Here is a 21,214-nt window from a genome sequence, read left to right as displayed (position 1 = left end):
TCAAACCGCCATATCGTCGCGATGGACCAAGGCGGCGCGGCCGGTATAGCCCAGCAGCGCCTCGATCTCGGTGGATTTGTGACCGGCGATCAGGCGGGCCTCATCGGCGGTGTAGCGTGACAGGCCGGTTGCCAGTGTCTCGCCATTCGGGCCAGCGATGCCCACGGGATCACCCCGGCCAAAGGTGCCGCTGACGGCGCTGACCCCGGCGGGCAGCAGCGATTTGCCGCTGCGCAACGCCTTGACCGCGCCCGCATCGATCACCAGCACACCTTTCGGCTTCATCGCCGCGATCCAGCGTTTGCGCGCGGCCTGAGGATCGCCTTCGGGCAGGAACCAGCTACAGCGCGCGCCGTTGGCAACGGCGGTCAGAGGGTGCATGACGAAGCCCTCGGCGATTGCCATGGCGCAGCCCCCGGCAACGGCGGTGCGCGCGGCCATCAGTTTTGTTTTCATCCCGCCTTTCGACAAGCCCGAGACGGGATCGCCGCCCATCGCCTCGATCTCCGGGGTGATCTGCGGGATCACCGGCAGGTGCCGGGCGGTCGCGTCGGTCTTGGGATTGGCGGTGTAAAGCCCGTCCACGTCCGACAGCAGCAGCAGTTGATCCGCGCCGCAGGTGACGGCGATCTGCGCCGCCAGACGGTCGTTGTCGCCATAGCGGATTTCGTCTGTGGCGACGGTGTCGTTTTCATTGACGATCGGCACGACGCCGAGGCCCAGCAGCGTCTGCATCGTCGCGCGGCTGTTCAGATAGCGGCGACGGTCGGCGCTGTCTTCCAGCGTCAGCAGCACCTGCGCGGTGGTGACACCATGGGGGGCCAGCGCTTCCTCATAGGCCCGCGCAAGGCGGATCTGGCCGACGGCGGCAGCGGCCTGCGCCTGTTCCAGCGGCAGCGCGCCCGCAGGCAGGTCCAGCACGCGACGACCAAGCGCGATGGAGCCGGAAGAGACCAGCACCACATCACTGCCCCCCTTGCGCCATTTGGCGACGTCATCGCACAGCGCCTGCAACCAGTCGCGGCGCAGACCGGCGGGACCGACCAGCAAAGCCGAGCCGATCTTGATCACGAGGCGGCGGGATTTGGTGAGCGACGGTGCGGTGAAAGTGTCGGAAAGGCTCTGCATTGGTCGAACCTCAGTGGAATTGTGTTTTAGGCATGACTGAAAGGTAGAGCGCCCGCCCGGAATCGAGGTGCCGAAGGCACCGCCGGGCAGTGCCCCTCTGCGGACGGACGCTGCCCTCATCTTTGCAATGCGATCCTAGGGCCGCCATGACGTGTCAGATTCCTCGCCCTTCACCTTCCGGGTCGGCGCGACCTCGACCCATAGTGACCGCAGCACCTCGGTCACACCCTGACGCGAGACGCCGGACATGGTCATGACCGGTCCGCCGATCTCTGCCTCAAGCTCTGCCCGGCGCTCGGCGATGGTCTCATCGTCCAGCGCGTCGATCTTGTTCAGCGCCGTGACCCGGGGCTTCTGCATCAGCACCGGCGAATAGGCCTCAAGCTCGGTCAGGATGGTGCGCGCATCGCCCGCCACATCCTCGGAGGTGCCATCGACCAGATGCAGCAGCACATTGCTGCGTTCGACATGACCCAGAAACTGATCGCCAAGGCCCCTGCCCTCGCTGGCGCCCTCGATCAGGCCGGGAATATCGGCGATGACGAATTCATGCCCGTCCACGCCAACCACGCCCAGATTGGGGTGCAGCGTGGTGAAGGGATAATCGGCGATCTTCGGGCGCGCGTTCGAGACGGCGGCCAGAAACGTCGATTTCCCCGCATTCGGCAGCCCGACCAGCCCGGCATCGGCGATCAGTTTCAGCCGCAGCCAGATCGTGCGTTCGACCCCCGGCAGACCCGGATTGGCGTTGCGCGGCGCGCGGTTGGTCGAGGATTTGAAATGCAGGTTGCCGAAGCCGCCATTGCCGCCCTTGGCCAGCAAAATGCGCTGGCCCGGCTCGGTCAGGTCGGCGATGACGGTTTCCTCGTCCTCTTCCAGAATTTCGGTGCCGACCGGCACTTTCAGCACAACCTCGTCACCCGATTTTCCGGTCATCTGGCTGCCCATGCCATGCTGGCCGGATTTGGCGAAGAAATGCTGCTGATAGCGGAAATCGATCAGCGTGTTCAGCCCCTCGACCGCCTCGGCCCAGACATCGCCGCCGCGTCCGCCGTCGCCGCCATCGGGACCGCCATATTCAATGAACTTCTCGCGCCGGAACGAGACACAGCCCGCGCCGCCGCCGCCCGAGCGGATATAGACTTTGGCGAGATCGAGAAATTTCATCGTAAAGGCTCCTTTGATCCCGCGATACGCGCCCATCCCCCTGCACGCAAGACCCCTGCCCGTCACCACGGCTGCAAATGCAGACCTTTTCACCGGCCACACCAGTCACTAGATGATCTACAGGAGGCCGTCATGATCAAGTTCGACAACAGCTATGCCCGCCTGCCGGAAAACTTCTATGCCCGCACCAAGCCAACCCCGGTCGAAGCGCCCGATCTGCTGGCGCTGAACGACGGGCTGGCCGCGCGGCTGGGCCTTGATGCTGGCTGGCTGCGAAGCCCTGACGGGTTGCAGATGCTGGCTGGAAATGCCGTCCCCGACGGCGCCGACCCGATTGCGCAGGCCTATGCCGGTCATCAGTTCGGCGGCTTCGTTCCGCAGCTTGGCGACGGGCGCGCGGTGCTGCTGGGCGAGGTGGTGGCGCCGGACGGTGCGCGCTTCGATATCCAGTTGAAGGGCAGCGGCAAGACGCCGTTCTCTCGTCGCGGCGATGGGCGGGCGTGGATGGGGCCGGTCTTGCGGGAATATCTGGTCAGCGAATTCATGAATGCGATGGCGGTTCCGACCACCCGGGCGCTGGCCGCCGTTGCGACGGGCGAGACGGTCTGGCGCGATCACGGCCTGCCGGGCGCGGTGCTGACCCGCGTGGCCTCCAGCCATATCCGCGTCGGCACGTTCCAGTTCTTCGCCGTCCGCGACAAGGTCGATGCGCTGGCCGAGCTGACCGATCACGTCATCAGCCGCCATTATCCCGCCGCCAATGGGCCGCTATCGCTGCTGGATCATGTCGTCGCCCGTCAGGCCGAGACGATTGCGCATTGGATGGCGCTTGGCTTTGTCCATGGGGTGATGAATACCGACAATATGGCGGTTTCGGGCGAGACCATCGACTATGGGCCTTGCGCCTTCATGGATGCCTATCACCCGAACACGGTCTTTTCCTCGATCGACGCTCATGGCCGCTATGCCTGGGCGCAGCAGCCGCAAATCGCGGTCTGGAACCTTGCGCAATTGGCGACCTGTCTGATCCCGCTGATGGGCGAACAGGATGCCGCCATCGAGGCCGCGACGAAATCGGTTCATGTCTTCGCGCCTTTGTATCAGGGGGCATGGCTGCGGCGGTTCGGTGAAAAGCTGGGGCTCAGCGATACCACCGATGTGCAGGCGCTGACCGAGGAATTGCTGACGCTGATGGCGCGGCAGAATGCCGACTTTACCCGCGTCTTCGCCGGTCTGGCCGATGGCTCGGCGCGGGATGAGTTCATCGACCGCGACGCCTTCGACGCATGGGCGGTGACGTGGCAAAAGCACAATCCCGACCCCGAGCTTCTGGCCCATGCCAATCCGGTCCGCATCCCGCGCAATCATCGTGTGGAAGAGATCATCGCCTCGGCCGTTGCGGGCGATCTTGCGCCCTTCCGCCGTCTGTTCGAAGCTGTCACGCATCCGCGCGAAAAACGGGCAGAATGGGATGATCTGGCGGTGCCGCCGCGCCCGGAAGAAGTCGTTCGCCAGACTTTCTGCGGCACGTGACACTTCGGCAGGTTGCCACCAGCGGCGCAATTCATAATCTGCGATGAACGACGAACCACCACCGGGGAGGAACGATATTCTAGCTTTCGACCCTAGCGGCATGATGCTGAGGGCGGTGCCTTTGCCGCAGCTTGCGTCCGGTCATGCGGAAGCGGGCGTTCGGAAATCGGACTGGCTACCTTCGCAAACCAGTGCAGAGGGCTGTGACCATCCGCGGAGGGGCACGGCAACGCCGGTATTGATGTGCTTTATCGTGCCACCCCGCCGAACGGAACTGTTGCGCGGAACGGTGACAAAGTGCCCATCCGGGGGGCGGATGGGCACTGCCCGGCGGTGCCTGCGGCACCTTGATTCCGGGCGGGCGCTTTATCTTCAGACGATTTTAAACGCTGCAAATCTGCCTCGGCAGCTTCAGAAGACAAACGCGAAGGGCGGTGACCAGCCGCGGATGGGCACGACAACGATGGTATTGAAGCGCTTTATGGTGCCGCCCGGCCGTCCAGAACTGTTGCGCGGAACGGTGACAAAGTGCCCAGCCGGTGGGGCGGCTGGACACTGCCCGGCGGTGCCTTTCAGGCACCTTGGTTCCGGGCGGGCGCTTTATCTTCACCACCGGAAAACGATGGTCGGCACCATCCGCATGTTCAAAACCTGATGTTGAAACTCGCCAGCTACAATCTGCACAAATGCCGTGGCCTGACCGGCCCGCATGCACCGGAACGCAACCTTGCCGTCATCGCCGCGCTGGACCCTGACATCATCGCCTTGCAAGAGGTCGATTTCCGCCTCGGCGCGCGCCCCGAAGCCCTGCCCCGTCGCCTGATCACCGAAACCACCGGCCTTGTCCCGGCCGAGTTCAACCGGACCAGCGAGACCTCACTCGGCTGGCACGGGCAGACCATCCTCATGCGCCCGGAACTGGCCGAACAGGCCGTGATCCGCCGGATGCCCCTGCCGGGTATCGAGCCGCGCGGGGCGTTGGTGTTGCGCCTGCCGAAGCTGACTGTCATCGGCGTCCATCTGGGACTGGCCCGGTCCTCGCGCCGGGCGCAACTGGCGCGGATCACCGCGCAGGCCTCGCGCATTGCCGAAGACAACATCGCGCTGATGGGCGATTTCAACGAATGGCGCGACGACCGGGGGCTGGAATCGCTTGCCGGGTTCCGGGTGATCGCGCCCGGCCCCTCTTATCCCGCGCCTCTGCCACAGTTCCGACTGGACCGAATGGCCTTCTCGACCACGCTGAAACTGGTCCGTTCGGGCGTCTTCGCGGGCGAAAGGGCGCGCGATGCTTCGGATCATCTGCCGATCTGGGCCGAAATCGAGCTTCCCTGAAAATTGCGCCTTTCCGCCGGACGCTACGGCAAGTAAGTAGGCGCTAACATTTTCGGAACCGGAGGGACACATGACCGCCATCATCGATATCTACGCACGCGAGATTCTGGACAGCCGTGGCAACCCGACCGTCGAGGTCGATGTGACGCTGGAAGACGGCAGCCTTGGCCGCGCGGCGGTGCCCTCGGGCGCCTCGACCGGCGCGCATGAGGCGGTGGAAAAGCGCGATGGCGACAAATCGCGCTATCAGGGCAAGGGCGTGCTGGAAGCGGTAGCGGCGGTCAACGGCGAATTGGCCGAGAACCTGATCGGCGAAGACGCGACCGAGCAGCGCAGCATCGACGCGCTGATGATCGAGATTGACGGCACCCCGAACAAGGGCCGTCTGGGCGCGAATGCCATCCTTGGCGTCTCGCTGGCGGTGGCGAAGGCTGCGGCGGAAACCTCGGCCCAGCCGCTTTACCGCTATGTCGGCGGTGCGGGCGCGCATATCCTGCCGGTGCCGATGATGAACATCATCAATGGCGGCGAACATGCCGACAACCCGATCGACATTCAGGAATTCATGATCATGCCGGTCAGCGCGGGCAATATCCGCGAAGCCGTCCGCATGGGTTCGGAAGTCTTCCACACGCTGAAGAAAGAGCTTTCGGCAGCGGGTCTGGCCACCGGCGTCGGCGATGAGGGCGGCTTTGCGCCGAACCTGTCCTCGACCCGCGATGCGCTGGATTTCATTCTGAAGGCCATCGAAAAGGCAGGCTACAAGCCCGGCGACGATATCATGCTGGCGCTGGACTGCGCCTCTACCGAGTATTTCAAGAACGGCAAATACGAGCTGTCAGGCGAAGGCAAATCGCTGAGCCCGGCTGAAAACGTCGAATATCTGGCGGCCTTGTGTGCCGACTATCCGATCCTGTCGATCGAGGATGGCTGTTCCGAGGATGACTGGGAAGGCTGGAAGCTGCTGACCGACAAGCTGGGCGCAAAGGTGCAACTGGTCGGCGACGACCTGTTCGTGACCAACCCGGCCCGTCTGGAAGAGGGTATCCTGAAAGGCTGCGCCAACAGCCTGCTCGTGAAAGTGAACCAGATCGGCACCCTGTCCGAGACGCTGGATGCGGTGCGGATGGCGGACCGGGCGCGCTATACCTCGGTCATGTCGCACCGTTCGGGCGAGACCGAGGATGCGACCATCGCCGATCTGGCCGTCGCCACCAATTGCGGCCAGATCAAGACCGGCTCGCTGGCCCGTTCGGACCGGCTGGCGAAATACAACCAGCTTATCCGGATCGAGGAAATGCTGGGCGCTTCGGCAGTCTATGCAGGTCGTTCGATCCTGCGCTGACAGCAAGACCTTGCAGATATGGCCCGCCCGGTAGCATTCCGGGCGGGCTTTCTTTTGTGACCGTGACACATAGCGCACAGGGCCGTCCGACCCTGGGGACTACCCGGCGATGCCCAGAGGCAGATCGTTATCCGGCGGTGCTTCTTCAACCTGTTCCGATGGCGCTGACCCATGGACAAGGTTGACCTTCCGCGATCCCGCGCCTACCGATTCTCCGTTAACTTTCAGGACATCGCCATGAGTCTCGCCGCCGGTCACCCCGTCATTGCCATCCCCGGCCCTTCGCCCCTTCCCGACCGCGTCGCGCGCGCCGCACATCGCGCCTCGCCGGATATCTATGGCGAAGACCTTGCCCTGCTGAACCAACAGGTGATGGCGCAACTGAAGCGGCTGGCAGGCACCACCGCCCATGTCGCCCCCTATATCGGCAACGGTCATGCGGCGTGGGAAGCCTCTGCCGCGAACCTGTTCGAGCCGGGGGACCGGGCGCTGATCCTGACCTCGGGGCATTTCGGGCAAAGCTGGGCGCAGACGCTGGCCGCGATGGGCGTGGTGGTCGAAGTGCTGGATTTCGGTCTGCAACCCGCCGATCCCGACCGTCTGGCCGAGCGTCTGCGCGCCGATCCCGAGGCCAGCATCAAGGCGGTCATGCTGTGCCAGATCGACACCGCCAGCGCCGCCATGGCCGATATTCCGGCGATGCGCGCGGCGATGGGCGATCATCCGGCGCTGCTGGTCGTCGATGCCATCGCCTCTCTGGGCTGTGCGCCGATGATGATGGATGACTGGGGCGTCGATGTGCTGATCGCCGCCAGCCAGAAGGGGCTGATGTGCATGCCCGGAACCTGTTTCGTCTGGTTCTCGGAAAAGGCGCGGGCGCGGGGACGGACCACGCTGACCTCGCCCTATTGGGACTGGCATCCCCGCGCCGAGGGCGACGCGCTGTGGCGCTATTGGGGCGGCACGCCGCCTGTTCAGCATGTCTTTGCACTGGACGAGGCGCTGCGGATGATCCTTGACGAAGAAGGTCTGTTCGCGGTCTGGGCGCGTCACGCGGCGCTGGCCCGTGCGGTCTGGGCGGCGGTCGATGCCTGGGGCGAAGGCGATAGCGGCATCCGGTTGCCGATCCGCGATCCGGCCGCGCGCGCGGCCTCGGTCACGGCGATCGCAATTCCGGGGGCAGAGGCGCTCAGGTCATGGACGGCGGCGCATTGCGGGGTGACGCTGGGCATCGGGCTTGGCGCGACCGATCCGGCCAATGCGCTGCGGGTGGCGCATATGGGCCATTGCAACGCGGCGATGGTGCTGGGCACGCTGGGCGTGATGGAGGCCGGGCTGACCGCGCTTGGTATTCCGCATGGCAAGGGCGCGCTGGAAGCTGCGGCGCGGGTCATCGCCGAACCGGCGTGAACCCCGCTGACCGATAGGCGCGGCCCAGCCTATTCATGCGCAATTTCCTTGAATTGTCCGCACCAGTTCCCATCATCGGGTCATGATGAAACATCTTGCCACCCTGTCCGTCGCCCTGATGCTGATCGCAACCCCTCCTGTCCTTGCGCAGGACGAGGCCGAGGAACCCGGCCTGCTTGACGGCATCATGGGCTCTTTCATGGAGAACATGCTGCGCGACATGGCCCCGGAGATGGAGCAGATGGGCGACGGCATGTCGGGGGCGCTGTCGCGGCTTGGCCCGGTGCTGAAGGATCTGTCGGTTCTGGTCGATGACCTGCGGCATTATCAGGCGCCCGAGCGGCTGGAGAACGGCGACATCCTGATCCGCCGCAAGATCGGCGCACCGCCAGCACCGCCGCTTGGCGACAACCTGCGCGATATGACGACGCCCCGCCCGGATGACGGACCCGCACCGACAATACCGGACTTCACGCCCGATCCCGATCAGCCGGAGGTGGAGCTTTAAGGTTGGCGCAGCAATCGCCCGACTGACGGAAAGCGAGGCTCAGGATATGCCAATGCCGTGGACCTACCGCCACGCGTCGAAAGAATGGAAAGCAATTCTTGACGACCTGCGAGACCGGATGGATCTGGTTTCCGAAAACTCGGCCTATACGGCGATGGATGGCGTGCTGCAGGTCTTTCGGCGCCGCCTGACCGCGCAGCAGGGGCTGGATTTCGCCGGCGTCCTTCCATCGATCCCACGCGCGATCTTTGTTGCCAACTGGAAGGTGCAGACGCCGCCTCTGCCCTTTCCGGATCGCGCGACATTGGTGCAAGAGGTGAAGCAGGTCAGGCAGAACCACAACCTGACCCCCGACAATGCCATCGAGGCAACGGCGTGGACCCTGCGGCGTTACATGAACAAAGCAGATCTGGAGCGCGTTCTGGCTGCGCTGCCGGGTGGCGCGGCAGAGTTCTGGTATGTCGAGGTAAGCGATCCGCACGAGCTTGAGCAAAGGATCTTCTGACCGGACAATCTTATCCCTAGCAGGGAAAATTGCCGCGTTGGCTCGATGCTTCCAATCCTTGACGGGCCGCCAATTGCAAATAGTACATCGGCAGCATTGAAGGGCGCCTTCACCACTACCATCAGCAGGAATCCGGCTGACACCCCATGATGATTTCAGCGACCGATCAAACCCTTCCCCATCATTTCTGGACCCTGCCGCAGGCCCCCGCTAGACTGCCACAAACGGGGGATATTCAATGATTTCAGACCTTATCGTCCAGCAGGCCACCGATGTCTTTCGCATCGGGCTGCTGATCGCGCTGATTGCAACCATGCTCAGGACCGAAGCCACCACCGGCACGCTGCTGCCGCTGGCGGCGGGTGTGGTTTTCGTGGCGGTGATGATCCCGTTGACCACCTCGGCCGGGGCGCTTGCGCCGCTCTGGCAGCAGGTGGCGACCGGGATCGTGGTCAATGCGGTCTATGTGGCGATCGGGCTGGGGATCTGGCGGCTCTGGCAGCGGCGCGGATAAGATACGCGGAATGGAAAACGGGCCGGGGATCATTCCCGGCCCGTTTCGTTGACATCATCCGGCAAGGATCAGTCGTCCTTGAAGATGTCCTTCTTGTGCGAATCGCCGGGAACAAAAATCGCCCCGATCACCACGGTCATCACCGCGATGATGATCGCATACCACAGGCCGGCATAGATATTGCCGGTCTGGGCCGAAATCGCGAAGGCCGTCGCCGGAAGCAGGCCCCCGAACCAGCCGTTCCCGATGTGATAGGGAAGCGACAGGCCGGAATAGCGGATCCGGGTCGGGTAAAGCTCGACCAACTGCGCCGCGATCGGGCCATAAACCATCGTCACCAGAACGATCAGATAGGTCAGGATCAGCACCACCGCGATATTCTGCGCCTTGAAGATGTCGAAGAAGTGGTTCGCCTTCGCCACCGTCGTATTGTCGGCAGCCACCAGCGGATAACCCGCATCCGTCAACGCCGCATTGATCTCGGCGGTGAAGCGGTCCTTCTCGGCAGCCAAGGCTTCGCCGGTCAGGGTATTGCCGTCATAGGACTGCACGACCGTTTCGCCGATCTGAACCGTGGCGACCTGACCCGCAGGTCCGTCCTCGGTATGCGAGTTCACCGAAGCCCGCGACAGCGCACCTTTCACGATATCGCAGGAATTGTTGAACTGCGCGGTGCCGACCGGGTTGAACTGGAACGAACAGTCGTTCGGGTCCGCGGTCACTGTCACGTCGACCGACTGCGCCGCCGACAGGGCGGGGTTCGCCACCTTCGTCAGCATCGGGAACACCCACATATAGGTGATCGCCGCCAGCGCACAGCCGCCAAGGATGATCGGCTTACGCCCGATCCGGTCCGACAGCGAGCCGAAGAAGATGAAACCGGCGGTGCCAAGGATCAGCGACCATGCCACGAAGACGTTGGTCGAGAAGGCATCGACGCGCACCACGTTCTGCAGGAAGAACAGCGCGTAGAACTGACCCGAATACCAGACCACTGCCTGACCGGCGGTCAGACCGAACAGCGCGATCAGGGCGATCTTGCCGTTCTTCCAGTTGCCAAAGGCTTCCTTCAGCGGTGCCTTGGACTGGGCACCCTCTTCCTTCATCTTCTTGAAGGCCGGGGACTCGTTCATTTGCAGGCGGATATAAAGCGAGATCGCCAAGAGGAAGATCGAGCCAAGGAACGGAATCCGCCAGCCCCATGCCCGGAACGGGTCCAGCATGACCTGCGCCCCCGCCGCATCCAGCAGCGGCTGCCCATCCAGCCCGAATTGCGGAACCGGGGCATAATTCGCGTTCACGACCGAGGTGACGATCAGGATCACGATCAGCGACAGGAGCAGGCCGACCGTGGCCGTCGTCTGGATGAACGAGGTGAAATAGCCTCGCCTGCCCTGTGGCGCGTGTTCGGCCACATAGACGGCGGCGCCGCCATATTCACCGCCAAGCGCCAGCCCCTGCAGCATCCGAAGCGCGATCAGGATAATCGGCGCGGCGATCCCCCAGGCCTGATAGCCGGGCAACAGACCGACCAGAAAGGTCGAGACGCCCATGATCAGGATGGTCATCAGGAAGGTGTATTTTCGTCCGATCAGGTCGCCAAGCGCACCGAAGACCAGCGCGCCGAAAGGGCGAACAAGAAACCCTGCGGCGAATGCCAGCAGGGCGAATACGTTTCGGGTGGCTTCCGGGAAAGCTGTGAAGAATTGCGCACCGATAATGGATGCAAGCGAACCGTAAAGATAAAAATCATACCATTCAAAGATCGTTCCGGCAGATGAAGCAATGATGACTTTCTTTTCTTCTGCCGTCATCGGGCGCGATCGTGCGCCCGTATCAGGGGACGTTGCTACCATATGTCCTCTCCTCCTTGTGTGCCAAACCGGATTCCCTCCGGCGTTTCAACCGTTCCAATACCCTCGACAACGGCTTCGCCTCCATTCGCAGCCAGTCGTCGTGGTCATGCAGGTAACAAGTCACTCATGAAATGCGGGTATGGTCGGATCTTGGACCGAAACCGATGCTCCCCCACCGGATTTGGTCGGCTCTTGCCGGTCGCGGATCTCTCCGTCCGGCTCGCCCTAGGGCGCGGTTGACCGGGCATATGCAACGCCCGGCGACAAGAAGGGCCATCCCTCCGGGACGGCCCCTTTTTATTCAGCCCCGGTTCATCCGGTTGGCGATCAGATCATCGACCACCTCCGGCTCGGCCAGAGTCGAGATATCGCCAAGGCTGCCGTAATCATTCTCGGCGATCTTGCGCAGGATGCGGCGCATGATCTTGCCGGAACGGGTCTTGGGCATGCCCGGTGCCCATTGGATCAGGTCGGGCTTGGCAATCGGTCCGATTTCGTTGCGGACCCATTTCTCCAGCTCTGACCGCAGCTCCTCGGTCGGCTCGATCCCGTTCATCAGCGTGACATAGGCATAGATGCCCTGCCCCTTCAGCGAATGCGGGTAGCCGACGACGGCAGCCTCGGCCACCTTGTCATGGGCGACCAGCGCGGATTCCACCTCGGCCGTGCCCATCCGGTGACCTGAGACGTTGATGACATCATCCACGCGCCCGGTGATCCAGTAATAGCCGTCCTCATCCCGGCGACAGCCATCGCCGGTGAAGTAATAACCCGGATATTGCTGGAAATAGGTCTCCATGAAGCGCTGGTGATCGCCCCAGACGGTGCGCATCTGCCCCGGCCAGCTATCTGCGATGCAGAGCACGCCTTCCGCCGGATTACCCGCCACCACCTTGGCGGTCTCAGGCTCCAGCACCTCGGGCTTGACCCCAAAGAAGGGCAGCGTCGCCGACCCGGCCTTGGTCTCGATCGCACCCGGCAGCGGCGTGATCAGGTGACCGCCGGTTTCGGTCTGCCACCATGTATCGACAATCGGGCAGCGGCCCTTGCCGACATGCTCATTATACCAATTCCACGCTTCCGGGTTGATCGGCTCGCCGACCGAGCCCAGCAGACGCAGGCTGGACAGATCGTGGCCATCCACGAATTCCGGCCCCTTGCCCATCAGTGCCCGGATCGCCGTCGGAGCGGTGTAGAACTGGGTGACCTTGTGCTTGTCGCAGACATCCCAGAACCGCCCGGCATCCGGCCATGTCGGCACGCCTTCGAACATCAGCGTGGTCGCGCCATTCGCCAGCGGGCCATAGATGATATAGCTGTGGCCGGTGACCCATCCCACATCGGCGGTGCACCAGAACACATCGCCATCGTGGTAATCGAAGACGTATTGATGCGTGATCGCCGCAAAGACCAGATAACCGCCGGTCGTATGCACCACGCCTTTCGGCTTCCCGGTCGAACCCGAAGTGTAAAGGATGAACAACGTATCCTCGGCATTCATCGGTTCCGGCGGGCAGTCGGTGCTGGCCTTGGCCATCAGCGCCTTCATGTCGATGTCGCGGTCATCATTCCACGCCACATCATCGCCGGTATGGCGGACCACAAGGCATTTCACCTCTGGCCCGGTCTGCGCCAGTGCAATATCGGCATTCGACTTCAGCCCGGTGCGCCGTCCGCCACGCGGTGCGGTATCGGCGGTGATCACCAGCTTTGCGCCGCAATCGATCACCCGGCTTGCCAGCGCATCCGGCGAAAACCCTGCGAACACGATCGAGTGGATCGCCCCCAGCCGGGCACAGGCCAGCATCGCATAGGCCGCCTCTGGGATCATCGGCAGATAGATGACGACCCGGTCGCCCTTCTTGACGCCCAGATCCTTCAGCACATTCGCCAGCCGGTTCACATTCTCCGACAATTGCGCATAGGTGATGTGCTGCGCCTCGGCCTTGGGATCGTCGGGTTCAAAGATGATCGCGGTCTGATCGGCGCGGGTCGCAAGATGCCGGTCCACACAATTGGCGGCGACGTTCAACTCGCCATCCTCGAACCATTTGATGCTGACATCGCCGAAGGTGAAATCGGTATTCTTCACCTTGGTATAGGGCGTGATCCAGTCCAGCCGCTTCCCTTCGCGGCCCCAGAACCCATCAGGGTCCGAAATCGATTCGTCATAAAGCCGGCGATAGGATTCAGGGGTGATATGCGCGTTCGCGAAGCCATCTGGAATTGGATGTTTTTCAATGGGTTCGCTGCTCATAGAGTGGCCTCCTCACCTTGATCCCGCATGCCTCTTCCCCGGACATGCGACAGCGCCGGATTTAACCCTCCGGCTTTCTCCGAAGCAAACATATACACAAACCCCTCCTCATGTTAAGCGTATATCAATAAAGGAATTTCAGACGCCGATCTTGAAAATCGGGGTCTGTTTGATCCTTTCCCGGCACGCCATCCTCCACGTTTCCGTTACGTTAACACATCATAAAAAACCCGCCGCGAGAAGCACGCGGCGGGGTAAAAATTAATGAATTGTCTCAGCTTTGAGACGGTTCAGCGCGGTCGATCCATCCGCGCATAGATGCAGACATTCCCCTTCAGCGGTTGTGTCCAGTTCAACCGGACCTGCCGACGGTCGGCCCCGACCTCGGCCTGAACCCATGGCATCGCATCGACACGGGTGCCGCCAGACGTGGTGATCGGCCCCTCGGCCACGACCGACTGAACCGAGCGTGCCCAGCCCTGAAACGGCAGCCCGGCAATCGGCTCCAGCGTCCAGATATTCGAGACACTGGCCTGACTGTGCTGCACCATCAGCGGGTTAGAGACGTAATTCGCGACCCCGTTGAACAGGTTCCCCTCGAACTGGATATTCCGCATATTGCCGTAGTTCAGATCGGCAATCGAGGTATCGACCCGCTCGATCCTTGTGATCTCGGTGTAAAGCGATTTGAACACATTCCCCATGACGCTGAGCCCGTGGATATAGTGCCCGCTGCCGTAGGGTTTCACTGTCAGCCATGTGAACCACGGCAGCGCATCGCTGCACAGGAAGGTGTTGCCGGTAATCGTCAGCCCGCCAAAGCTGAAGGCGCCGCCGGTGAAATTCGGCTTTGCGCTATGTTCATTGGTCCATTCGATCGAGGCATTGTCGATGTAATTGCCGGTGATCGTGGTCTGCACATTGGTCAGGGTCAGCACCAGCCCGGCCTGCCGGATGCCGTCACCCGATCCGTCACCCTGAAACCAGTGATTGCCGCAGATAATATGCCCACCGCCATGGGCGACCATGAAATGCGCAAAGCGGACAAAGCGATTGTCGCGGATCTTCGCATCATTGGCGTTCACGTTGATGGCGATGGATTTGCGTTCCTGCACCGGCAGATCGGTTTCGTCCGACTGAAAATCGCAACGATCCACGAATATCCCCTGACAGCCCCGCCCGATAGAGGTGACGCCGCGATCCTTCGGTCCCCGGAAAAAGCAGTCGCGGACCGAATTGCCGATCCCCTGCAAAGGCAACATGATGCCGCTGGCGATCCCGTCGCAGCTCAGGTCAAGATTGATGAAGTTGAAGCGCGACACCTCGGCAATGCCAGACAGATCGAACATGTAACGGTAGCGCTGGAAGGTATAGTTCCGCGTCCCCTCGCCCCCGAACAGCGGCTGCGACAGGGTCAGCGTCTTGGCGGCGACGTTCTTCGCGTTCACATAAACCTCGCGCCCGACGCCGTTGCCGATGACGCGGCTGCCGATCTCGATGGCGGCGACGTTGACGACATTCGACAAACGCAGCGGCTGGTTCGGATCATAGGTTGCGTTGCTGGTCCACTGACCCGATGTCCATGCCGGGCCCGCCACCGCCAGAAGCGCGCCATTGCTGATGGTGCGGCGATTGGTGAAGCTGGTGACGCCGGGAGCGAATTCGTCAAAGACCAGCGGCTCGGTCAAATCGACGCGGCGACCGCGCAGATCCAGCGTCACATGGTCGGTAAAACCGAACAGCGCCTGCAACGCCTTTTTCAGGCCCAAAGTCTCATCGCCAAAAGCATCCGCATAGGTCGGAAAATCGAAATTCTGCATCAGAAAAACCCGCGTCGCGACCGGCGTGCGGATGCGGCCTTTGAAGCGGATCGGGCTTTGGATGCTCAGATCGCCGCTGATGAAGAAATTCCCCTCGGGCACCAGCACATGCCCGCCATTCGACGCCGCATCCGCCGCCAGAAAGGCCGCGCGATCATTGGTGACATCATCCCCCTTGGCCCCGAAATCGCGGACATCGACCCAGTCGATCAGCGAGGGGATGAAAGCGCTGGTGATATCCTCGATCCTGACCGACTCGATCAGAACAGTGCCGCCATTCGGCCCGACCAGATCCAGCCCGAAATGACCATAGACCGGCTGCGTCCCCCAACTCATATCGACGCCGTTCCGCGCACCGACACCCACAATCGCGCTGATCTCGACCACATCGCCATAGCTGGTCAGTTGGACCGTCGGCCCGACCTCGACCAGCCCGTTCACGTGAACCCGCGCGCCATTTCCGGCCCAACCGGCGATGCGCACTCCGCAGAAAGCCCCCATCTCGGCCTTCACCCGCGCCGAGACGCGAAAATAGACGCCGGGGATCATCGGCGTTTCGCCGGTGAAACGGATGCTGGTCGTCGTCTGCTGCTTCAGGATTTGCAGGCAGGTTCCGAAATCCTGATCTCCGGCCACAAGCGCCGCATTCGCCGCGTCGGCCCAGGTCGGACTGCCCGATGTTCCATTGGTGCGCGACCAAGCCCCAAGCCCGGCGCGAAAGGCAGGCGGCATCAGCAAAAGGCCATTGGTGATCGCGATATTCATTCCTGTCTCCATCCGAAATGCGGGCCGGGGCGATGCCTGCGTGATGGATGAATGAATAGTTTATAATCCGTTAACGCAGTCTTGCCGGGCCGCGCGTTGCATCGCACCGAAACGCAACGCCACGCCCGGACACCTCTCTTCCGGCCTTCTCGATTTACAGTTAGCGCAATCAGCGCTACACGCATCGCACCTGCGGGCTTGCATCGCAGGTCCGTTGGGGTCACCTTGCAGCGACCCCGGATGCAGGACATTCGACCGACAGGTGCCGTCATGACCCCCGAACTTCAGTCCCAGAAAACCCGTGCCCTCTGCCAGCTTGCCCCGGTGGTGCCGGTCATCGTCATCAAGGACGTCTCCCGCGCCGAGGGCCTTGCCCGCGCGCTGGTCGCAGGCGGCCTGCCGGTGCTTGAGGTGACGCTGCGCAGCGATGCCGCGCTTGATTCCATCCGCGCCATGGCCGGGGTCGAGGGTGGTCATGTCGGTGCAGGCACCGTCCTGACGCCCGACGACGCCAAGCGCGCCAAGGATGCAGGCGCGAAATTCGCCGTCTCGCCCGGCCTGACCGACCGGCTGATTCAGGCTTGCATCGATCTTGAACTGCCGCTGCTGCCCGGCGCCGTCACCGCGTCCGAGGTGATGCGCGCCGCAGATGCAGGCTATGACATGCTGAAATTCTTCCCCGCCGAGGCGGTGGGCGGTGCGCCCGCGCTGAAATCGCTGGCTGGTCCGCTGCCGAATATCAGTTTCTGCCCGACCGGAGGCATCTCTCCCCAGAATGCCCGCGACTATCTGAGCCTGCCGAACGTGATCTGCGTCGGCGGAAGCTGGGTCGCGACGGATGCCGATGTCGCCGCCGAAAACTGGGCCGCGATCGAGGATCGCGCCCGCACCGCGACCGCCCTCAGACAAGGCTGAGCATGACCGACCTGCGCCGCACCAGACGAAATCTTCTCGTTCTCGTGGCGGCGCAGGCGATCCTTGGCGCGCAAATGCCGGTGAATTTCATCATCGGCGGTTTGGCCGGGCAGATGCTGGCCCCCAACCCCTGCATCGCCACCCTGCCCCTGTCGATGATGATCCTCGGCTCGGCCCTGTCTGCCCGCCCGCTCGCGGGCTTCATGCAGCGCCATGGCAGGCAGGCCGGGTTCACGCTTGCCGTGATCGTCTCGACCCTAGGTGCTGCGCTGTCAGCGGCGGCGATCTGGACGGGCTCTTTCGCGCTGCTGCTGGCGGGCGGGCTTCTGACCGGCTTTTACATGGCCGCGCAGGGCTTTTTCCGCTTCGCCGCCACCGATACCGCGCCTGCGGACTATGCCCCCCGGGCGATAAGCTGGGTCATGGCCGGCGGTCTGGTCGCGGCGATCACCGGCCCCGCCATCGTCAAGCTGACCGACGGCATGACGGCGCTTCCCTTCCTTGGCACCTATCTGGCGGTCATGGTGCTGAACCTGACCGGCCCGTTCCTGTTCGCCCTGCTGGACATCCCAAAACCCGAGGCCGCGTCCACGGGCAGCGATGCCGATACACCGACATCCCAGCTTCTGCGCCGCCCCCGCATCCTTGTCGCGATGATCTGCGGGATGGTCTCTTACGCGCTGATGAATCTGGTGATGACCTCGACCCCGCTGGCCGTCATCGGCTGCGGCTTCTCGCAATCCAATGCCGCCGATATCGTCAGTGCCCATGTGCTGGCGATGTATATCCCCAGCTTCTTCACCGGCATCCTGATCACCCGCTTCGGAGCCGAACGGATCGTGGCCCTTGGCCTCACCATCCTTGCAGCGGCAGGCGCGGTCGCCCTGTCAGGGATTCAGCTTGGCCAATTCTATCTGGCGCTGATCCTGCTGGGCACAGGCTGGAATTTCGGCTTCATCGGCGCCACTGCCATGCTGACCCGCGCCCACAGCCCGGCCGAGCGTGGCCGCGTCCAAGGCCTTAACGACGCAGTGGTCTTCAGCGGGGTGTTCGTGGCGTCCCTATCCTCGGGCGCGCTGATGAACTGCTCGGGCGGCACGGCGCAAGCGGGGTGGAGCGCGGTCAACATCGCCATGCTGCCCTTCCTGCTGCTGGCCGGTCTGTCGCTGCTCTGGCTAATCCGCCGCCCGCAAACCGCCTGAGCCTCAGAACAGGTTCTTCTGCTCCGGCGGCTCGGATTTCTTCGCGGCTTTCCTTGGCGCATCCTCTGGGCGTGCAGCCGCACGACCATCGGCAAACTCGATCTCGAACCGGGGCGTCGCCCTCGCCGCCGAAGCCGAGGTAATCAATCCTTCCGGCCCATGCACCACGGCAAAACCGCGCTTCAACGTCTCGGTATAGCCCAAAGTCAGCCGCATCCGGTCCAGACGCATCATCGCCTCTCGTCGCATCATGACGCCACGTTTCGCTGCAAGATCAAGCCGCTGCCCCAGATCCTTCAACCGACTTCCCTGCACATCAATCGCCCGCCGCGTCGTCGCCACCATCCGCGCCAGCGAGGCATCCAGCCGCTCTTGCAGCACCTGAAGCCGGTCCCGCCGTCGCTCGATCCGGCGATCTCGCGCCACGTCCAGCCGCGCCTCAAGCCGCTCCAGGGCGTGCCGTTTGCGATCCGTGAACTGGCGCAGCAAGGCCACCGGCACCGCCACCGCGCCAAGCTGATGCCGCCGCGCCCGAACCAAGCCGCGCAATGCAGGCTCCAGCCGCCCGCCCCACAGATCCAGCCGCTGCCGCGCCCCTTCGGTCAGCGCCGAAGGCCGCCCCATGGCCCGGCCCAGATCGCGCAGGCGCTGCCGTGGCCGGTCGATCCGCAGGCTCGCGGCCCGCATCATCCGCGCATTCGCCTCGACCAGCCGCGCGGCCAGATCGGCCCGCACCGGCACCGCGATTTCCGCCGCAGCCGTCGGCGTCGGCGCGCGCCGGTCCGAGGCATAATCGATCAGTGTCGTATCCGTCTCGTGGCCCACGGCAGAGATCAGCGGGATCTGACTGGCCGCAGCCGCCCGCACCACCGATTCCTCGTTGAAGCCCCACAGATCCTCCAGCGAACCACCGCCCCGCGCGACGATCAGCAAATCGGGACGCGGGATCGGCCCGCCCGGCTGCAAGGCGTTGAAGCCCTCGATCGCGGCGGTCACCTGCGGCGCACAACCCTCGCCCTGCACAGCCACCGGCCAGATAATCACCCGCGTCGGGAAGCGGTCCCGCAACCGATGCAGAATATCGCGAATCACCGCACCCGAGGGGGAGGTAATCACCCCGATCACCCGCGGCAGATAGGGCAAGGGCCGCTTTCGCCCCTCATCGAACAACCCTTCGGCGGCCAGCGCCTTCCGCCTCCGCTCCAGCATCGCCATCAGCGCGCCCGCCCCGGCAGGTTCGATCTGATCGACGATCAACTGATATTTCGACTGCCCCGGAAAGGTCGTCATCCGCCCCGTGGCAATGACCTCCAGCCCCTCCTCGGGCCGCTGCGTCAGCCGCGCGGCCTGACCCTTCCACGTCACAGAGGCCAGAACCGCGCGGTCATCCTTCAGATCAAAGTAAAGATGCCCCGAAGATGGCCGCGACACCCGCCCAATCTCACCGCGCACCCGAACCCGGCCAAACTGGTCCTCAAGGCTGCGTTTGACCGCGCCGGACAGTTCGGACACCGTGAATTCATGGGCATTGCTGCCGGGCTCGTCTTCCAGAAGGTCCATGCGTCTTGTTCCCTTTCGCGGGCCAGACTAGAACGCGCCAACGTGAAGCGAAAGGGCGAGACATGAACATCCTGATCCTTGGGGGCGGCGGGCGCGAACATGCACTGGCATGGGCGATCCGGCAGAACCCGAAATGCGACCGTCTGTTCGTGGCCCCCGGCAATGCGGGGATCGAGGCGCTTGCCGAATGCGCCAGCCTGAACCCGAATTCCCGCGCCGAGGTTCTTGAATTCGCGCAGGAAAACGCCGTTGATTTCGTCGTCGTCGGCCCCGAGGCACCGCTGGCCGCTGGCGTCTCGGACGCGCTTCGCGATGCAGGCTTTCTGGTCTTCGGCCCCTCGCAGGCAGCAGCCCAGCTAGAGGCCTCCAAAACCTTCACCAAGGAAATCTGCGACGCCTGCGGCGCGCCAACCGCCGCATGGGCCCGCTTCACCGACGCCGCCAGCGCCCGCGACTATGTCAGCAGCCAAGGCGCGCCCATCGTGGTCAAGGCTGACGGGCTGGCCGCAGGCAAAGGCGTCACCGTCGCCGAAACCGTGGAACAGGCGCATGAAGCAATCGACCTGATCTTCACCGGCGACCTGATCTTCACCGGCGAATTCGGCGATACGTCGGTCGTGATCGAGGAATTCATGGACGGGGAAGAGGCCAGCTTCTTCATCCTCAGCGACGGTGTGAACAGCCTGCCCATCGGCACCGCGCAGGATCACAAGCGCGTCGGCGACGGCGATACCGGCCCGAATACCGGCGGCATGGGCGCCTATAGCCCGGCGCCGGTCCTGAATGACGCGCTGCAACAGCAGGTCATGGACCAGATCGTCAAGCCGACCATCGCCGAAATGGCCCGCCGGGAAATGCCGTTTCAGGGCGTGCTTTACGCCGGGGTGATGATCAAGGACGGTCAGGCGCGGCTGGTCGAATATAATGTCCGCTTCGGCGATCCAGAATGTCAGGTGCTGATGCTGCGCCTTGGCGCGCAGATACTGGACCTGCTCCTCGCCTGCGCCGAAGGTCGGCTGGATCAGGCAGCGGTCACCTGGGCCGATGATCACGCGCTGACCGTGGTAATGGCTGCCGATGGCTATCCCGGCGATTATGCAAAAGGCACGGAAATCAAAGGCCTGGACGGCATAACCGAATCAAGCTTCGAGATGGTCTTCCACGCCGGAACCGCCGAAAAAGACGGCAAGATCGTCGCGAATGGCGGCCGCGTCCTCGCCTGCACCGGGCGCGGCGCAACCTTGGCCGAGGCGCATCAGCGCGCCTATGCGCTGGTCGATCAGATCGACTGGCCCGAAGGCTTCTGCCGCCGCGACATCGGCTGGCGCGCGCTCTGAACAAGAACGGCCCCGGAATCCCCGAGGCCGCTTCTTCTTCATCCAAATATCCCCGCC

At 63.4% G+C, this 21,214-nt stretch carries 16 protein-coding genes; 10 read left to right on the top strand and 6 right to left on the bottom strand.

Annotation, left to right across the window (positions count from 1 at the left end; translation table 11 throughout):
- The gene (proB, locus tag JJJ17_RS17745; RefSeq protein WP_200688888.1) at window positions 1-1,128 is read right to left on the bottom strand and encodes a glutamate 5-kinase; all 1,128 of its coding nucleotides are present in this window, start codon (window positions 1,126-1,128) and stop codon (window positions 1-3) included.
- 135 nt (window positions 1,129-1,263) lie between these two features.
- Window positions 1,264-2,295, bottom strand: a complete 1,032-nt coding sequence (gene obgE, locus JJJ17_RS17740; RefSeq protein ID WP_200688886.1) for a GTPase ObgE — start codon at window positions 2,293-2,295, stop codon at window positions 1,264-1,266.
- Between the two features lie 132 nt (window positions 2,296-2,427).
- Between obgE and JJJ17_RS17735 the strand changes: the two genes are divergently transcribed.
- The 7 genes from JJJ17_RS17735 (at window position 2,428) to JJJ17_RS17705 (ending at window position 9,445) form a co-directional block, all read left to right on the top strand.
- A complete protein-coding gene (locus JJJ17_RS17735) occupies window positions 2,428-3,828 on the top strand; it encodes a protein adenylyltransferase SelO (RefSeq protein ID WP_200688884.1) in 1,401 nt (466 codons plus the stop codon).
- Window positions 3,829-4,482: 654 nt separating this feature from the next.
- Complete coding sequence (locus JJJ17_RS17730) at window positions 4,483-5,163, top strand: endonuclease/exonuclease/phosphatase family protein (RefSeq protein WP_200688882.1); 681 nt, start codon at window positions 4,483-4,485, stop codon at window positions 5,161-5,163.
- A gap of 70 nt (window positions 5,164-5,233) precedes the next feature.
- A complete protein-coding gene (gene eno / locus JJJ17_RS17725; protein WP_200688880.1) occupies window positions 5,234-6,508 on the top strand; it encodes a phosphopyruvate hydratase in 1,275 nt (424 codons plus the stop codon).
- Between the two features lie 237 nt (window positions 6,509-6,745).
- Window positions 6,746-7,918, top strand: a complete 1,173-nt coding sequence (locus JJJ17_RS17720; protein WP_200688878.1) for a pyridoxal-phosphate-dependent aminotransferase family protein — start codon at window positions 6,746-6,748, stop codon at window positions 7,916-7,918.
- A gap of 82 nt (window positions 7,919-8,000) precedes the next feature.
- Complete coding sequence (locus JJJ17_RS17715) at window positions 8,001-8,426, top strand: hypothetical protein (RefSeq protein WP_200688876.1); 426 nt, start codon at window positions 8,001-8,003, stop codon at window positions 8,424-8,426.
- A gap of 52 nt (window positions 8,427-8,478) precedes the next feature.
- Window positions 8,479-8,931: a DUF2267 domain-containing protein gene (locus JJJ17_RS17710; RefSeq protein WP_325168834.1), complete on the top strand. Its 453-nt coding sequence runs from the start codon at window positions 8,479-8,481 to the stop codon at window positions 8,929-8,931.
- 238 nt (window positions 8,932-9,169) lie between these two features.
- Window positions 9,170-9,445, top strand: a complete 276-nt coding sequence (locus tag JJJ17_RS17705) for a hypothetical protein (protein WP_200688872.1) — start codon at window positions 9,170-9,172, stop codon at window positions 9,443-9,445.
- A 68-nt stretch (window positions 9,446-9,513) separates the two neighbouring features.
- Here the strand turns inward: JJJ17_RS17705 and JJJ17_RS17700 are convergent, their stop codons facing one another.
- From JJJ17_RS17700 to JJJ17_RS17690, 3 genes are all read right to left on the bottom strand, one after another.
- Window positions 9,514-11,259, bottom strand: coding sequence for an MFS transporter (locus JJJ17_RS17700; protein WP_234464180.1), 1,746 nt, complete (start codon window positions 11,257-11,259; stop codon window positions 9,514-9,516).
- Window positions 11,260-11,602: 343 nt separating this feature from the next.
- Window positions 11,603-13,558, bottom strand: a complete 1,956-nt coding sequence (gene acs, locus JJJ17_RS17695) for an acetate--CoA ligase (protein ID WP_200688868.1) — start codon at window positions 13,556-13,558, stop codon at window positions 11,603-11,605.
- A 290-nt stretch (window positions 13,559-13,848) separates the two neighbouring features.
- The gene (locus tag JJJ17_RS17690) at window positions 13,849-16,143 is read right to left on the bottom strand and encodes a glycosyl hydrolase family 28-related protein (protein WP_200688865.1); all 2,295 of its coding nucleotides are present in this window, start codon (window positions 16,141-16,143) and stop codon (window positions 13,849-13,851) included.
- 270 nt (window positions 16,144-16,413) lie between these two features.
- Between JJJ17_RS17690 and eda the strand changes: the two genes are divergently transcribed.
- Together eda and JJJ17_RS17680 are read left to right on the top strand one after the other, a co-directional pair.
- A complete protein-coding gene (eda, locus tag JJJ17_RS17685) occupies window positions 16,414-17,058 on the top strand; it encodes a bifunctional 4-hydroxy-2-oxoglutarate aldolase/2-dehydro-3-deoxy-phosphogluconate aldolase (RefSeq protein WP_200688863.1) in 645 nt (214 codons plus the stop codon).
- 2 nt (window positions 17,059-17,060) lie between these two features.
- On the top strand, window positions 17,061-18,260 hold the full coding sequence (locus tag JJJ17_RS17680) for an MFS transporter (RefSeq protein ID WP_200688861.1): 1,200 nt from the start codon (window positions 17,061-17,063) through the stop codon (window positions 18,258-18,260).
- Between the two features lie 3 nt (window positions 18,261-18,263).
- On the opposite strand, the gene xseA is transcribed toward JJJ17_RS17680, so the two are convergent.
- Window positions 18,264-19,820: an exodeoxyribonuclease VII large subunit gene (gene xseA / locus JJJ17_RS17675; RefSeq protein ID WP_200688860.1), complete on the bottom strand. Its 1,557-nt coding sequence runs from the start codon at window positions 19,818-19,820 to the stop codon at window positions 18,264-18,266.
- A 62-nt stretch (window positions 19,821-19,882) separates the two neighbouring features.
- Here xseA and purD point away from each other — a divergent pair, with 62 nt between their 5' ends.
- Window positions 19,883-21,157, top strand: coding sequence for a phosphoribosylamine--glycine ligase (purD, locus tag JJJ17_RS17670; RefSeq protein WP_200688859.1), 1,275 nt, complete (start codon window positions 19,883-19,885; stop codon window positions 21,155-21,157).
- Window positions 21,158-21,214 lie beyond the last annotated feature (57 nt).

The sequence above is a fragment of the Paracoccus caeni genome (assembly GCF_016629665.1).
In the GTDB taxonomy this organism is placed as follows: domain Bacteria; phylum Pseudomonadota; class Alphaproteobacteria; order Rhodobacterales; family Rhodobacteraceae; genus Paracoccus; species Paracoccus caeni.
This window is presented reverse-complemented; position numbering and strand designations above follow the sequence as displayed.